Genomic DNA, 14264 nt, shown 5'->3' with positions numbered 1-14264 from the left:
ACCACTTACCCAAGTTACGCCTTAAATTTGGCTCAATTAGGGGCGCTTTGCATTTCAAATCTTTGTGCAACAAAGCCGACTGAGATTATGATTCACGCACCGCATCGACACGTTCTGAAATTCATTTAACATGAAATCTCTTATGCGAAACTGAGCATTATTTATAGTTATTTGAAACTTTCACATAATTTTGTGCAGAATATGGCAAGAATGCCATTTCTTTTTCAGTGAGCGGACGCGCTTTTTTGGCAGGGCTGCCCACATAGAGCCAACCACTTTCCAAAACTTTGCCCGGTGGAACTAGTGTACCTGCACCAATCATCACATCATCCGGAATGATGACATCATCCAGAATAATGCTGTTAATCCCGATTAATACGCGATTACCAATCGTACAACCATGCAATGTCACATGATGGCCAATCGTGACATCTTCACCAATGATCAAAGGCGAACCATTCGGTTTATCGGCTTTTTTATGACTGACATGCAACATGGCATGATCCTGAACATTCGAGTTTTTACCAATCCGGATCGAATTAACATCACCACGAATCACGGCAAAAGGCCAGACAGAGACATTTTCAGCCAAGACCACATCGCCGACCACGATTCCCATCGGATCGATATAACACGATTCATCAATTTGTGGAGTCGTGTCTAAATAAGAACGAATGTTTTGGCTCATGGTGATCTGCTCATTAAAAGTTTAAGGATCATGTGCATAGTATAAAATAAAAAGCACCCATCTGAATGAGTGCTTTGGTCTTAGTCAGGGATTAAAACAGTCTATTTAAACTTAGAACAAGTTTGAGAAGAATTGTTTAATGTGGTCGAGCATACGTGCGAAGAAACCAGCTTCTTCAACCGCGTTTAAAGCCACCAACGGTTTTTCTGAAATTACTTTACCATCCAGAGTCGCTACGTATTTACCTACGACCTGACCAGGCTGTAAAGGTGCAGTCAGTTTAGGCTGAACCACCAGCTGGGTTTTAATCGCATTAGCCTGACCTTTTGGCATGGTCACGTTAAAGTTTTCAGCAAGACCGATCTGAACTTCATCTTCCTTACCAAACCAAACTTTGGCTTTGGCAAGTACCTGTTTAGCCGGTTGAACATTTTTGGTTTCGAAGTTTGCATAACCCCAAGCCAGCAATTCACGTGTTTGTGTCGCACGTTCCTGCATGGTTGGTGCACCAAAAATCACTGAAATCAAACGTGTAGGTCCACGTTTTGAAGAGGTGGTCAAACAATAACCAGCTTCATCAGTATGGCCAGTTTTTAAACCATCTACACTCGGATCAGTATATAGCAGGGCATTACGGTTACCTTGCTTGATGCCATTAAAGGTAAATTCTTTTTCCGCATAAATCGGATAATACTTAGAACTGTCTTTAATGATGTGTTGTGCCAGCGTTGCCATATCTTTGGCAGTTGAATAATGACCTTCAGCCGGCATACCGGTTGAATTGATAAAGCTGGTATTGGTCATGCCAATACGTTTAGCTTCCTGGTTCATCATATGTGCAAAGGTACCCTCGTTCCCTGCAATATGTTCAGCCATGGCTTTCGATGCATCATTCCCTGATTGAATAATAATCCCGCGAAGCATTTCAAGTGCAGTTGCCGTACCATTTAAAGGTACATACATACATGATTCCGCGCTACTGCCGCGACACCATGCTGACTCGTTCATGCGCACTTGTTCATCTTCAGTGAGTTCACCGCTCAATAGTTTTTGTTCGATGATGTAGCTGGTCATCATCTTGGTCATTGAAGCAGGGGCTAATTTTTCATTTTCATTTTTTGAAGCGAGAAGTTGCCCTGTCTCGTAGTCCATTAGCACGTAGGATTTATTATTCAATTCTGGTGGTGCAGATAGGACAGTTGCTGCAAAGCTAAAACTAGGAACTAATAATAATGCAGCAAGGGCAGTTTTTTGGGTCATTTCTAGTGGGTTCCTATATCTTGATGTAAGCACGAAGAGCCTAGCATTTTAGGACAAAGCTAGGCTGACTTCTATGGGAAACCCGGTCTTATTTCAAAAGTATTGTAAGTTATCGGCAGAAAAGCAGCTTAATTGTTATAGGTGGTTAATTCATTACAAATCACCTGATTTTTTTTCTTGCCGGCTTTCTTGGCATCCGATTGTGCTTCGGCCAGAATATTGCGGAAATCGTTCTGTTTAGCCATCTGGTTTAAGCTTTCAACCGGATTACGCTGGCCCGGCATATACTCAGTCACCAGCTTGGTATAACCCTGATTAAACTGTGACTTGTCTTTGACCATGCTTGGACAGATTTCTGAAAGAACATAAATGGCTGCCAGTTCCTGTTTGGTCACTTGCTGAGTTGGGGTAACATTAATGTTTTCATCGGCTGCAAATGCAGAAGTTCCCAAAAGAGTGGCGGCAGAAATTGCGCAGAATGTTAAAGCTTGGAATATTGGATTTTTCATTGAAAACTCAAAAAATGGATTTAGAACAATAATTTGCCTAGCTTAAACTTATTTTTGAAATTGAAAAGTGGGAAAATGTAGCGAAGCTGTAGAATTATGAATAAATCTGTAAGAGAAAATAAGACGATGTTTACACCGTCTTATTTGAAAATTTAGCTGGCTTAGCCTTGGTAGTTCAGCATTTCTTCACAGACAGTTTTCTGCTCGTCTGAGCTGGTTTGCTTTGCACCCTGACGTGCTTCTTCAAGTAAAGATTTATATTCACTGTTTGCCTGTAGCTTTTGATAGCTCATGCCTTTATCTGAGTAGTCTGCAAGATAAGACTGGATCAATTGTTCAACGGTGCTGTTAAATTTTGGATTTTGACCAATGATTGCCGGGCAAACTTCAGCCATAACCTGTGCTGATGCAATATCTTCTTTTACAATGGTATTGTTTTCTTCAACAGTCAGATCGTTTGCCATGACTGAAGGGGAAATAAATGCTGCCAAGCTTAAAGTGAGAGCGCTAAGTAAAGAGAATTTTTTAATCATCTTGAGCCACATATTATAAAGATGGATGTCGAGCAATAAATATATATAATTCCTGCACTAATACAATGAAATGTCCTAGTCAGTCATTTTTTAGCGTAACGAGATTTTTTAGTGAATATTTTAGTTTCAAATGATGATGGGGTGTTTGCACCCGGTATTCAGGCTTTGGCGCAAGCGCTAAAGCCTTTGGGGCGAGTGGTGATTGTGGCACCGGAAAGTGAACGCAGTGGCTTTTCTAGTGCCTTAACTTTGGACCGCCCTTTACGCCCAATCCAGATTTCTCCTGATGTCTGGGCGGTTAATGGGACGCCGGCAGATTGCGTTTACTTGGCTATGAACGGGCTATTTGATTTTGAATTTGACCTAGTGGTTAGCGGGATAAATAGCGGCGCAAATCTGGGAGATGATATCTTGTATTCCGGTACAGTCGGGGCGGCCTTTGAAGGTCGTTTAACTAAACATCCTGCGATTGCCGTATCACTGAGTGGGCCGAATGTACGTGGCTATCAGCAGCCTCAGGATTATCAGTTGGCCGCCGAATGGGTGCATGATTTTATTGCTCGTGGTTTGCCTGTTCTGCCTGAGCGACATATTTTTAATATCAATATTCCAGATGTAACTGAATTGCAGGGTGAAAAAGTGACATATCAAAGTCGCCGCCGTCAGTCTAAACCGGTGACGAGTCATATAGATCCGCGTGGTCGTCAGGTATTCTGGATTGGACTCTCAGGAGAAGCAGTCGCAGACCCTAAGCCAGGATTTAACGAAATTGATTCGGACTTCTCTGCGGTCGCCAATGGCTATGTCAGTATTACCCCGATTCAGATGGATGCTACCAATTATGAGAGTCTGCGGAATTTACAAACACAATTGGCAGAAAATGCGTCCTTAGTGTTATAACTTTGTGAAAAACTCGCGATTGCAAGTATATTGCCGTAAAACTTTGCTAATCTTAACGGAATTTTGCAACCGTATAGCATTAGAGAGGAAGATAATGTTCTTGGTGTTACCGAAATGTGTCGTAGCTTCGCCTGCAACCCTGATTAAAACCCTCGTTTTATCGACCGTTGTTATTTCTACAGGAGTAATTACCGGTTGTGCCACCAAACCCCAGGTGAATAATGCAACGCGTTATGCAACAGCTCCTGATTTCTATACGGTGCGTTCAGGAGATACATTGAGTGGGATTGCAGCACGTTATGGACTGAACTATATCAGTGTCGCCGAGATGAATGATATCAGTGCGCCTTACCGGATTTATGTCGGACAATCGATCCGCCTGAAAACCAATACTGCGCGCCGTAGCACCAGTACCCAGGCAGTGACTCAGGCAGCGCCAATCCAGCGTCAAACGATTGCAGTGCCTACACCGGCACCGGTTACACCAGCAACGACAGTACAAACCACACCACGCGTCAGTACATCTGCACCTGTAACAGTATCTACTGCAGCAGGTCTACGTTGGGTTAAACCATCGAATGGCGCGATTCTTCAGCAATACAATTTAGCTTCTAATATCAAGGGCACCCGCTATAGTGGCAATGTCGGTGATCCGGTATTTGCAGCAGCAGACGGGCAGGTGGTGTATGCCGCTGATGGCCTGAAAGAATATGGCAATCTGGTGTTGGTAAAGCATATCAATGGCTATATCACCGCTTATGCACATAACAGTAAATTGAATGTGAAAAGTGGCCAAAATGTAACGGCTGGTCAAAAAATTGCAGAAATGGGATCGACTGGTACAAACCGTACCATGCTAGAGTTTCAGGTGCGCTTAGACGGCAAACCTATTAATCCTACTGCAGTTTTACCAAACAATTAAATAAATAATGCAAAGTGTAAATTTCACCGTATAATACAATAAGTTGCTTTTATCAAATGATGAAGCACCTCATAAGTTTAGAGGGAAATTTATGTTAGATCAACTTCGAGCAATGGGTGTCTTTGCTTGCGTTGTGGAGAAGAACTCGTTTAGCGGTGCTGCCCGTGAATTAGGGATTACAACCAGCGCCGTCAGTCAACAAATTCGCTCGTTAGAACACGATATGGAAGTCGTACTTCTAAATCGTTCGACGAGAAAATTAAGTCTGACCGAAGCGGGACAAGCTTTTTTCCATAGCTGTCAAGAAATGTTATCTGCTGCTGAACGCGGTAAAGTCCGGATCAATGAATTACGTGATGATCTTGTGGGTGAGCTGCGTATCGTTTCTTTGCCAGAATTATGCGCGAATCATGTGATTCCTGCACTTTCTCATTGGATGGCTGCACATCGTGGCTTGGCAGTACATTTAGAAACAAACAATCATGAGGTTGATTTGTTGGATGGGCGGGTTGATATCGCCCTAAGATTTGAACAGAAAAATGATGAGCATAATCTTCAGGTTGTGCCATTGATACAGATTGAGCAAATTCTGGTGGCGACACCGAGTTATATTAATCAAAGCACTATTATTTCGAGACCTGATGACCTTAAAAATCATGAGGTCTTACCTTTGAAACAGCTTAAAAACCATCAGTATTACCATTTTCAACATGTAAATACTGCAGAAAAAGCCGAATTTGAACTGAAATCCCGTTTCAGTACCAATAACGGTTTGGTTGCGAAATCGATGTGCTTGCAGGGCAATGGGATTGCCAAGGTTTTATATCTTGATGCTAAAAAGGATTTGCTTAACGGTACTTTAGTTGAAGTTCTGCCTGAATGGAGACTGCCACCGATTACACTGTATGCGGTTATTCCGAAACGTGAACAACAACCGACAAAAATTCTTCGTTGTCTTGATACCTTGAAACAATATTTTAGCCAGATCTCTGGCGGACGTATGTTACAAAACGCATCATAGAATGCAGAATAATAAAAAAGCCGCTTTAGAGCGGCTTTTTTAATTTTTAGGCTAGGACTTTATGCCAAATAAGCTTTGATCATTTTTACCAGACGTTCGATCAACTGGTCTGCCTGCTCCTGGGTAATATTCAGGGTAGGTAACAGACGAACGACATTGCCTGCAGTGACATTGATAATCATCTTGTATTCATCGCGTGCAATCGCAACCAGATCACCGCATTCTTTTGGTAATTCAATCCCGATCATCAGACCAAAACCACGTACGATGACATTTTGATCTGCCAGTTTGTTGCGTAGCTGGTCAACGATATAAGCACCTTTTTCAGCAGCATTCGCGACGATATTTTCTTTTTGCATAATATCGAGAATGGTATAGACCACACGCGAACCCAGTGCTGTACCGCTATAGGTAGAACCGTGATTTCCAGCAGTTAATACGCCGACACCACGACCTTGGGTCATCACTGCACCAATCGGGAAACCGTTTCCTAAGCCTTTGGCTGTGGTCAGTACATCCGGAATAATATTGGTGTGCTGGTAAGCAAAATATTTACCGGTACGGCCATTACCAGTTTGTACTTCGTCCAGCATCATCAGCCAGTTGTGCTGGTTACAGATATGACGGATTTCTTCTAAATAGCTGAAACCTTGAGGTGCGGTATTCACACCGCCTTCACCCTGAATAGGCTCAACCAAAATCGCTACGATATCCGGGTGATTGATTGCCGCTTCTTCAATCGCTTCGATATCACCAAAAGGTACACGGACAAAACCTTCAACCAGTGGGCCAAAGCCTTCCTGCACTTTTTTATTGCCTGTAGCAGATAAGGTGGCCATAGTACGACCATGGAAAGACTGGTCGGCAACAATGATTTTAGGCGAGGCAATGCCTTGCATATGACCAAATTTACGTGCAATTTTGATTGCACCTTCATTTGATTCTGCGCCACTGTTGGAGAAAAATACTTCTTCCATACCTGCAACTTCAGCCAGTTTCTGTGCGGCAGCGGTTTGCCAAGGCACTTCAAACAGGTTGCTGGTATGAATCAGGGTCGCTGCCTGTTCAGCAATCGCTTCGGCAATGACTGGATGCGCATGGCCCAAACCGCATACCGCAATTCCGGTTAATGCATCTAAATACTCTGTACCATCTTCGGTATAAAGATATGCACCTCGTCCTCGGACAAAGCTGATCGGTTGACGGCCAAAAACAGGCATCAAATGAGACGGTTGATCAGTTTGTACCGGTGCGAGGGTAATATTATTCATGACTAACTCTTAACTGTTAGGTGGAAAGAAAAACTTATATAAGCAAAAACCCGCTCAGATTTAAAGGGTAATTGTAAATAAAATTGGAATTATTGCTTTAGACATACTGTTTTGCCTGGATTTGGGTATAATGCGAGACAGATGAGTTGAGGATTTATCAATGACTGAACAAGCACGCGATACCGAAGCGTTAATTCGTGACCAAATTGCAAAACACGCAGTACTTCTTTACATGAAAGGCACACCGCAATTTCCACAATGTGGTTTTTCTGCACGTGCAGTAGAAGCACTCAGTCAAATTGGTCGTCCGTTTGCTTATGTAAACATTCTGGAAAACCAGGACATTCGCGCGATGTTACCACAAATCGCCAACTGGCCGACATTTCCACAGCTTTGGATCAATGGTGAGTTGATCGGTGGTAGTGATATCATGCTCGACATGTTCCAAAAAGGTGAATTAAAGCCTTTAGTTGAACAGTATAGCCCGGCAGCTGATGCTTAATTTTGTATTAAATTAAGTTCAGATGTGAAAAAGCGCTTCATTGAGAAGCGCTTTTTTTTATCTCTACTTTTGCTTAGGTCAAGGTCAGAGTTAATCCTCTGTCGCTGCATCCGGCTGTTCAACTGTCGAAACATCAGCTTCAACTTCAGTTTGTGGCTCGACGATTTGCTTCTTGTCTTTCTTCTTCTTTTTTTTCTTTTTCTTGGGTACTTCGACCAGTTCGGCACCATCTTCAATCGCTTGCCAATAATCCAGCTGTGCCATCACTGCGGCATAGATTGAATTTTTGCTATAGCGACCTTTTTTATCCAAGGTACCGACAGGACGCGCCATCAGGATTTCCAGCGCCTGATCAATGGTATCAATCGCGTGAATATGGAACTGACCTTCTTCCACAGCAATGGTGACATCTTTACGCAGCATCAGATGCTGCATATTTTGACGCGGGATAATCACACCTTGTTTTCCGGTCAGACCTTGTAACTTGCAAGCATCAAAGAAACCTTCAATTTTGGCATTCACACCACCTACCGGCTGTACTTGTCCCAGCTGGTTCATGGAACCGGTAATGGCCCATGACTGATCAATCGGTAACTGGCTGATGGCCGACAGTAAGGCAGAAAGTTCCGCAACAGTGGCACTGTCACCATCGACCTGACCATAACTTTGTTCAAAGGCCAGTGCAGCAGAGAAGTGTAAGGTCTGTTCACGACCAAAATGCGCTTTCAGGAAGGATGACATCAGTAACACGCCTTTGGCATGCAAAGAGCCACCAAGTTCCACACTGCGTTCGATATCCAGAATATCACCGCCACCTTGATACACCGAAGCAGTCAGTCGTGAAGGCAGACCAAATTCGACATCAGCATAATGAATGACGGACAGGGCATTGATTTGGCCCAGACGATGGCCGCGGGTTTCGATCAGTTGAGTACCACGAGTCAGATCTTGCCAATACAGTTCACGTAAATAGCCGAGACGATATTTACGGTGATCCAGTGCGGTGTTGATATGTTTTTCTGAAACCATCTTGTCACCGGCCTGGAAGGCATGATGATGTGCTTCACGGATCAGATCGCCCAGCGTCAGAGCATGTAATGACAATGAACTTTGATCTTCGGCTTGACGGCTGGAATCTGTGAGCAAGGCGGCTAAAGCAGAACGGTCAAAAGGCAATAATTTATCCGATTGCACATAGTCGGCAATCAGCTGCATATAAGCCTGCTCGTTATTGTCATTACGTTGTAATGTATCGGTGAAATCGGCACGGATTTTAAAGATGCTGCCTAGCTCTGGTTCAAGCTCTAAAATTTCATAATAGATTTCAGGCTCAGCCAGCAAGATGACCTTGATATTCAGGGGAATTGAGGCAGGTTCAATCGAAATACTGCCGGTCAGCGTGATCATATGCTCAAGTGAAGACAGTTTTAAATGCCCCGATTTAAGCGCGCGCTTCAAGCCTTGCCATGCATACGGCTGTTCCAGCAATTGTTCCGCTTCCAGCATCAGGAAGCCACCGTTAGCCTTGTGCAAGGTACCTGGACGAATCAGGGTGAAGTCGGTGGTAATCGTGCCATTTTGGGTCAGTTGTTCCACATGACCCAAAAGGTTGTAATGCGTTGGAAAATCTTCAAAGATCACCGGTGCACCACTGTTCTGCTTATGGGTAATAATTACATTTGCCTGATAACGTGCCGGAACGCGGCTGAATAGTGCCGGAGTGAAGTCATCTTCTTCCTGTTCCAGCACAATTTCGACATTGTTGATGATGTCTTCGGCATAATATTTCAGATAATGTTCCAGACCTTCCACATGTTTGAATTTCGCTAGAATCTGTTCGACTCGCGGCAAGACGACCTGCTTGGCGATATCACGGTTCAGGATCTGTACGCGATCGCGTGCATCATCTTCCAGGTCACCTAGGTGTAAACCCAAACGTTCCAGTTTCTTGTCCATATAGCGCATGTTAGAGGCTAGTTCGGCACGATCTTTGTTGCTTAATGCATTCAGATCTTCCTGAGACATTTCCTGCAATTTGTCATCAATCAGATGCACAGGGACAAAACAGTGCTCATCATGTCGCGAGATCAGCTTCAGATCCAGTTCTGCGCCTTCTTTGGTCAGTTCGATCAGTGCCTGCTGCTGTTCATCACCCGTTTCCTGGCGAATCATTTCAATGCGGTTATGATAGGTCTCTGCAGTAAAACGGCGCTCAAGCTGCTTGAGGATCGTTTGCCAGCTTTGATTCAACATGGCCTGGAATTTCGGCCCTTGACCTGAGGGCAGTTCTAGCGCAATCGGCTGACGCTGGTTCTGAAAGTTATTGACGAACACCCAGTCATTCGGGGTTTCCATAGTTTTGGCGTGCTGTTGCAGCAAACGCTTCACCATGGTGCGTTTTCCGAGTCCTGCGGTACCCACAGCAAAAATGTTATAGCCGGAATAAGGCAGGGCAATCCCGGCCTCAACTGAGGCGCGTGCGCGATCTTGGCCCAAAAAGTTATTCAGGGGCTTGATCCGTTTGGTTGACGCAGGAATTTTTTCTAAGTTTGGAATGTGCGTCAGCTGGGTGGATGTTAACCGGGTATGGTCCAGAGTATTTTTAATTTCGCTTTGTTCAAATGCAGAGATAAGTAAATCTGAGCGGATCTTTTGTGGAGTTGTGCTGGTGTTGCTGGCAATAGAAGAATTAATTTGATCGAGTCTCTGGGTCACTGTTGAAAATCCAAAACGAAATATTACGTTGATGAGAGTTAAGGTATACAGATTTACTTGAAAAATTCAAGCCAACATGTCGCTTTTGCCAGAAAATAAAAAACCGGAAATGTGATAAATATATAAATCTTGTTGAAAGATACGCTATTACAGGATTGAATAGCAGCAATTGGTTTTTCTGCGGAAAATAATAAAGCAATGACAACACAAACGACGGGTTGGAAATCCGCATTTACAGCATTTTTAGATCGACGTGCATTGATCATGCTGTTCTTGGGATTTTCGGCTGGTGTGCCGATTCTTCTGATTTTTTCCAGTCTGTCTTTATGGTTAGGTGAGGCCGGAATCAGCAAAAGTGCAGTAACTTTCTTTAGCTGGGCCGCATTGGGCTATTCGTTTAAATTCGTCTGGGCACCGCTCATTGATGAACTTCCTGTCCCTTTTCTGACCAAGGCTCTGGGACGTCGTCGTGCATGGTTGCTGATTGCGCAGATTCTGATTGTCTGTGCCATTTCCATTATGGCCTTTTCTGATCCGGCTTTGGGTGCCACACATTTACAGCAAATGGCGCTCGGTGCTGTCCTGCTTGGTTTCTCCGCAGCAACGCAGGATATTGTGATTGATGCCTACCGGATTGAGCTGGCGGAAACCCAGATGCAGACCGTATTGGCTTCCACCTATAATGCAGGTTACCGGATCGGGATGATTGTGGCCGGTGCTGGTGCCTTGTTTCTGGCGGCCTATTTGGGAACTGCGAAAGGCAACTATATCTATGATGCCTGGAAATGGACCTATCTGGCGATGGCTGCTGTCATGCTGGTCGGTATTATCACCACACTGTCCATTCGGGAGCCGCAGGTTGACCGTGTGCGAAAACACTATGTGCGCAGTGATTATTTCCGTTTAGTCGCCGTATTTTTTGTGGCGGTGATCAGTTTTGTCTTGAGCTATATCTATTCGGGCAATCTGGTGGCCAGCATCACCGAACAATTCGCCATTCAAGATACCTTTGCCTTGTTCTGTTTTGAAGCTTTGCGCTTTGTTGGCTCGGGTGCAGTGGCCTTTGCGATTGGTGCAAGCTTGGTAAAAATGGGTGCGGTTAACAAGCAAATGGCCTATGAAACCTGGGTCAATCCGGTTGCAGATTTCTTTAAACGTTATGGCTTGAAACTGGCATTGGTGTTGTTATTGCTGATCGGTTTTTATCGGGTTTCCGATATTATTGCCGGCGTCATTTCCAATGTGTTCTATCAGGACCTGAATTTCAGTAAAGAACAGATTGCCGAGGCCGTTAAAGTCTATGGGGTGATTTTCTCTTTAGTCGGTGGTTTCCTTGGCGGGCTCTTGGCCCAGAAGATGAACATCATGAAACTGATGTTTGTCGGTGCCGTACTGGCCTGTTCTACCAACCTGATTTTTATCGGCCTGGTCAAGTCTGGTGAAAAACTGGCAGCTGTGGAAGTTAAAGCCGGTAATCAGGTTTATCAGGCAGAGACCGATGAAGTAGGTTACTGGAAGCTGAGTATACCAAGCGCTATACTGGCGCAGAGTAAACAGCTGCAAGTGACAGCCGCTTATCTTAATACAGATAATACCAATCAAGCACCAGTGCAGGTCAATATGCCATATTTGACTGCACAACAGGGCAGCACTCAGTTACAGATCCTGCCGATCACCAGTGACAATACTCTCACCGCAGCTGAGCAGGACAAGACCATTGTGGTGCGCGGCCAATATGTCGGTGAAGCACTGCAAGAGAATCAAAAGATTGTTTTGCAAATCAATGATCAAAATATTGAGGCTAAACTGGAAAGTGAAGGCGTATTTACTGCCGCGATTCCTGCACAACAACTGATTCAGTTACCTGCACATATTATCAGTGCCGTCTTGATGCAAGATGATCAGGCACTACAGCAAACAACACATGTGTTTCAAGTCAATGATCACTTGGCCAATACCCAGGATCTGGATGTCGATATTCAGCCCTTAACAGTGGTGGATGGCAACAGTTCAGATGCGGTCGAAGTCAGTGGTAAAGTGATTAAACCTTATAGCGACAAGTGGCTTTATTTTGCCATTATTGTCGATAATCTGGCTGCCGGGCTGGCTGGTGCTGCATTTATTGCCTTCTTGTCGAGCCTGACCAGTGTGTCATTTACCGCGGTTCAATATGCGATTTTCAGCTCACTCATGACCCTGACCCCTAAGATTTTAGGCGGATATTCGGGTACTATAGTGACCAATATCGGTTATCCGAATTTCTTCCTGATGACCACTTTAATTGGAATTCCCATTCTGATTCTGGTGGTTTGGGTCGCAAAACTGCTCGGTGAACACCAACAACAATTTGTACAGAAGGATGATTAATATGCGCATGCTGCATACCATGTTACGTGTAGGCAATTTAGAACAATCTCTTAAGTTCTATACTGAAGTACTTGGCATGACTTTGCTTCGTAAGCGTGATTACGAAGAAGGCCGTTTTACCTTGGCTTTTGTCGGTTATGGCGATGAAGAAAATCACACCGTACTGGAATTGACGCATAACTGGGATACAGACAGCTATGAACTGGGTAATGCTTATGGTCATATCGCAATTGCAGTCGATGATGCTTATAAGGCGTGTGAAGAGATTAAAGCGCGTGGCGGTAATGTGGTGCGTGAAGCTGGCCCAATGAAAGGTGGCGTGACTGTAATTGCATTTGTTGAAGATCCAGATGGCTACAAGATCGAGCTGATTCAGCAAGACAACAATGCACGTAATAACTAAGTGTGATGTGGCGAGATATATGAAATGCATTCATGTATAGATGAAAATATTACATCAAGCTGAATGCGTAGCATGGGCCCGGCATCTGTTAAGATAGCCGGGCATTTTTATATCAAATAATAAAATCTGAGGGATTATAGGGATATGCTTAAGTTCTTGGCATTGGATCGGTTTACGATACTGTTGTTTGTGATGGTTTTGCTGGCCAGTGTGCTGCCAGTTTCGGGGCAAGCGGCTGAAATCTTTGGCTGGGTGACGACAGGAGCGATTGCCATCCTGTTTTTCCTGCACGGCGCCAAACTGTCTCGTGAAGCCGTAGTGCAAGGCATTATGCACTGGAAATTGCATACTGTGGTTTTTGCGCTAACTTTTGCTTTGTTTCCAATTCTCGGGCTTTTGGCCAAGCCGATTTTATTACCGATGCTCGGACAGGAACTATATTGGGGTTTCCTGTTTATGTGTTTCCTGCCATCCACTGTGCAGTCCTCGATCGCATTTACTTCGGTGGCTCATGGCAATGTCGCCGGGGCGGTATGTAGCGCCTCTTTTTCCAATTTGATCGGTATGTTTATTACCCCATTATTGGTGGCATTTTTTATTCTCGGTCAATCTGATCATGGTTTTGATCCGACTTCATCGATTATCCAGATTACACTGCTGCTCTTGGTGCCGTTTATTTTAGGACAGATTCTGCGTCCATGGATCTATCCACAAATGATGAAAATGCCAAAAATCGTCAAGGTCTTCGATCAAGGCTCGATTTTACTGGTGGTGTATGGCGCTTTTAGTAGCGCCGTAGTGGCTGGTCTGTGGAATGAAGTGAGCCTGAGTACCTTGTTGCTGCTATTGCTGGCTTGCTCGGTGTTACTCACCATTGTGATGTTATTATCACTTTATATTCCACGCTGGCTGGGCTTCAGCCGCGCTGACCAGAAAACGGCATTCTTTTGTGGTTCTAAAAAAACCCTGGCCAGTGGAGTACCGATGGCGCAAATTTTATTTATTGGCCAGCCGCTGGGCATGATTGTCCTGCCGATCATGATTTTCCATCAGATTCAGTTGATGGTCTGCGGGATTATTGCCAATCTGTGGGCCAAAGAGGCTGGATCAGAAGCTGAAGAATAATTCGCATATTGAATTCGTTTCACGTATAATGACGCCCACTTGTTGTGC

13 protein-coding genes are annotated in these 14264 nt (G+C 44.3%); 7 read left to right on the top strand and 6 right to left on the bottom strand.

Features of this window, described 5'->3' with window-relative positions; translation table 11 throughout:
• Window positions 1-157 precede the first annotated feature (157 nt).
• The 4 genes from MTX11_RS13905 to MTX11_RS13890 form a co-directional block, all read right to left on the bottom strand.
• The gene (locus tag MTX11_RS13905) at window positions 158-688 is read right to left on the bottom strand and encodes a gamma carbonic anhydrase family protein (protein ID WP_004730083.1); all 531 of its coding nucleotides are present in this window, start codon (window positions 686-688) and stop codon (window positions 158-160) included.
• A 111-nt stretch (window positions 689-799) separates the two neighbouring features.
• Entirely contained in the window at window positions 800-1948 is a 1149-nt protein-coding gene (gene dacC / locus MTX11_RS13900) for a D-alanyl-D-alanine carboxypeptidase PBP5/6 (protein ID WP_004646537.1), read from the bottom strand.
• A gap of 128 nt (window positions 1949-2076) precedes the next feature.
• Entirely contained in the window at window positions 2077-2457 is a 381-nt protein-coding gene (locus tag MTX11_RS13895) for an MCR_0457 family protein (protein ID WP_005104587.1), read from the bottom strand.
• A gap of 161 nt (window positions 2458-2618) precedes the next feature.
• Window positions 2619-2990 (bottom strand): MCR_0457 family protein, encoded by a 372-nt coding sequence (locus tag MTX11_RS13890; protein ID WP_243475386.1) that lies wholly within the window; start codon window positions 2988-2990, stop codon window positions 2619-2621.
• 111 nt (window positions 2991-3101) lie between these two features.
• Here MTX11_RS13890 and surE point away from each other — a divergent pair, with 111 nt between their 5' ends.
• From surE to MTX11_RS13875, 3 genes are all read left to right on the top strand, one after another.
• Window positions 3102-3890 carry a 5'/3'-nucleotidase SurE gene (gene surE, locus MTX11_RS13885; RefSeq protein ID WP_004279734.1) on the top strand — a complete coding sequence of 263 codons (789 nt, stop codon included), beginning with the start codon at window positions 3102-3104 and terminating at the stop codon, window positions 3888-3890.
• A 94-nt stretch (window positions 3891-3984) separates the two neighbouring features.
• Entirely contained in the window at window positions 3985-4812 is an 828-nt protein-coding gene (locus tag MTX11_RS13880) for a peptidoglycan DD-metalloendopeptidase family protein (RefSeq protein ID WP_004730075.1), read from the top strand.
• A 91-nt stretch (window positions 4813-4903) separates the two neighbouring features.
• A complete protein-coding gene (locus MTX11_RS13875; RefSeq protein ID WP_243475385.1) occupies window positions 4904-5833 on the top strand; it encodes a LysR family transcriptional regulator in 930 nt (309 codons plus the stop codon).
• 59 nt (window positions 5834-5892) lie between these two features.
• On the opposite strand, the gene MTX11_RS13870 is transcribed toward MTX11_RS13875, so the two are convergent.
• Window positions 5893-7104 (bottom strand): aspartate aminotransferase family protein, encoded by a 1212-nt coding sequence (locus MTX11_RS13870; RefSeq protein WP_243475384.1) that lies wholly within the window; start codon window positions 7102-7104, stop codon window positions 5893-5895.
• A 160-nt stretch (window positions 7105-7264) separates the two neighbouring features.
• Here MTX11_RS13870 and grxD point away from each other — a divergent pair, with 160 nt between their 5' ends.
• Complete coding sequence (grxD, locus tag MTX11_RS13865) at window positions 7265-7606, top strand: Grx4 family monothiol glutaredoxin (RefSeq protein ID WP_004279738.1); 342 nt, start codon at window positions 7265-7267, stop codon at window positions 7604-7606.
• Window positions 7607-7696: 90 nt separating this feature from the next.
• Here grxD and MTX11_RS13860 read toward each other — a convergent pair whose 3' ends face one another.
• Window positions 7697-10321: a Lon protease family protein gene (locus tag MTX11_RS13860; protein ID WP_420909235.1), complete on the bottom strand. Its 2625-nt coding sequence runs from the start codon at window positions 10319-10321 to the stop codon at window positions 7697-7699.
• 198 nt (window positions 10322-10519) lie between these two features.
• On the opposite strand from MTX11_RS13860, the gene MTX11_RS13855 reads away from it, so the two are divergent.
• From MTX11_RS13855 to MTX11_RS13845, 3 genes are all read left to right on the top strand, one after another.
• On the top strand, window positions 10520-12688 hold the full coding sequence (locus tag MTX11_RS13855) for an AmpG family muropeptide MFS transporter (protein ID WP_243475383.1): 2169 nt from the start codon (window positions 10520-10522) through the stop codon (window positions 12686-12688).
• Window position 12689: 1 nt separating this feature from the next.
• Window positions 12690-13091, top strand: a complete 402-nt coding sequence (gene gloA, locus MTX11_RS13850; RefSeq protein WP_004279741.1) for a lactoylglutathione lyase — start codon at window positions 12690-12692, stop codon at window positions 13089-13091.
• Between the two features lie 144 nt (window positions 13092-13235).
• Window positions 13236-14216: a bile acid:sodium symporter family protein gene (locus MTX11_RS13845; RefSeq protein ID WP_243475382.1), complete on the top strand. Its 981-nt coding sequence runs from the start codon at window positions 13236-13238 to the stop codon at window positions 14214-14216.
• Window positions 14217-14264 lie beyond the last annotated feature (48 nt).

Source organism: Acinetobacter lwoffii (assembly GCF_022809915.1).
In the GTDB taxonomy this organism is placed as follows: domain Bacteria; phylum Pseudomonadota; class Gammaproteobacteria; order Pseudomonadales; family Moraxellaceae; genus Acinetobacter; species Acinetobacter lwoffii_M.
Note: the sequence above shows the minus strand (reverse complement) of the source record. Positions and strands in the feature narration are given on the sequence as shown.

Coding starts and splice junctions, on each gene's coding strand:
- MTX11_RS13905 (WP_004730083.1), bottom strand. CDS start 688: ATGAGCCAAAACATTCGTTCTTATTTAGACACGACTCCACAAATTGAT.
- dacC (WP_004646537.1), bottom strand. CDS start 1,948: ATGACCCAAAAAACTGCCCTTGCTGCATTATTATTAGTTCCTAGTTTT.
- MTX11_RS13895 (WP_005104587.1), bottom strand. CDS start 2,457: ATGAAAAATCCAATATTCCAAGCTTTAACATTCTGCGCAATTTCTGCC.
- MTX11_RS13890 (WP_243475386.1), bottom strand. CDS start 2,990: ATGATTAAAAAATTCTCTTTACTTAGCGCTCTCACTTTAAGCTTGGCA.
- MTX11_RS13880 (WP_004730075.1), top strand. CDS start 3,985: ATGTTCTTGGTGTTACCGAAATGTGTCGTAGCTTCGCCTGCAACCCTG.
- MTX11_RS13875 (WP_243475385.1), top strand. CDS start 4,904: ATGTTAGATCAACTTCGAGCAATGGGTGTCTTTGCTTGCGTTGTGGAG.
- MTX11_RS13870 (WP_243475384.1), bottom strand. CDS start 7,104: ATGAATAATATTACCCTCGCACCGGTACAAACTGATCAACCGTCTCAT.
- grxD (WP_004279738.1), top strand. CDS start 7,265: ATGACTGAACAAGCACGCGATACCGAAGCGTTAATTCGTGACCAAATT.
- MTX11_RS13855 (WP_243475383.1), top strand. CDS start 10,520: ATGACAACACAAACGACGGGTTGGAAATCCGCATTTACAGCATTTTTA.
- gloA (WP_004279741.1), top strand. CDS start 12,690: ATGCGCATGCTGCATACCATGTTACGTGTAGGCAATTTAGAACAATCT.
- MTX11_RS13845 (WP_243475382.1), top strand. CDS start 13,236: ATGCTTAAGTTCTTGGCATTGGATCGGTTTACGATACTGTTGTTTGTG.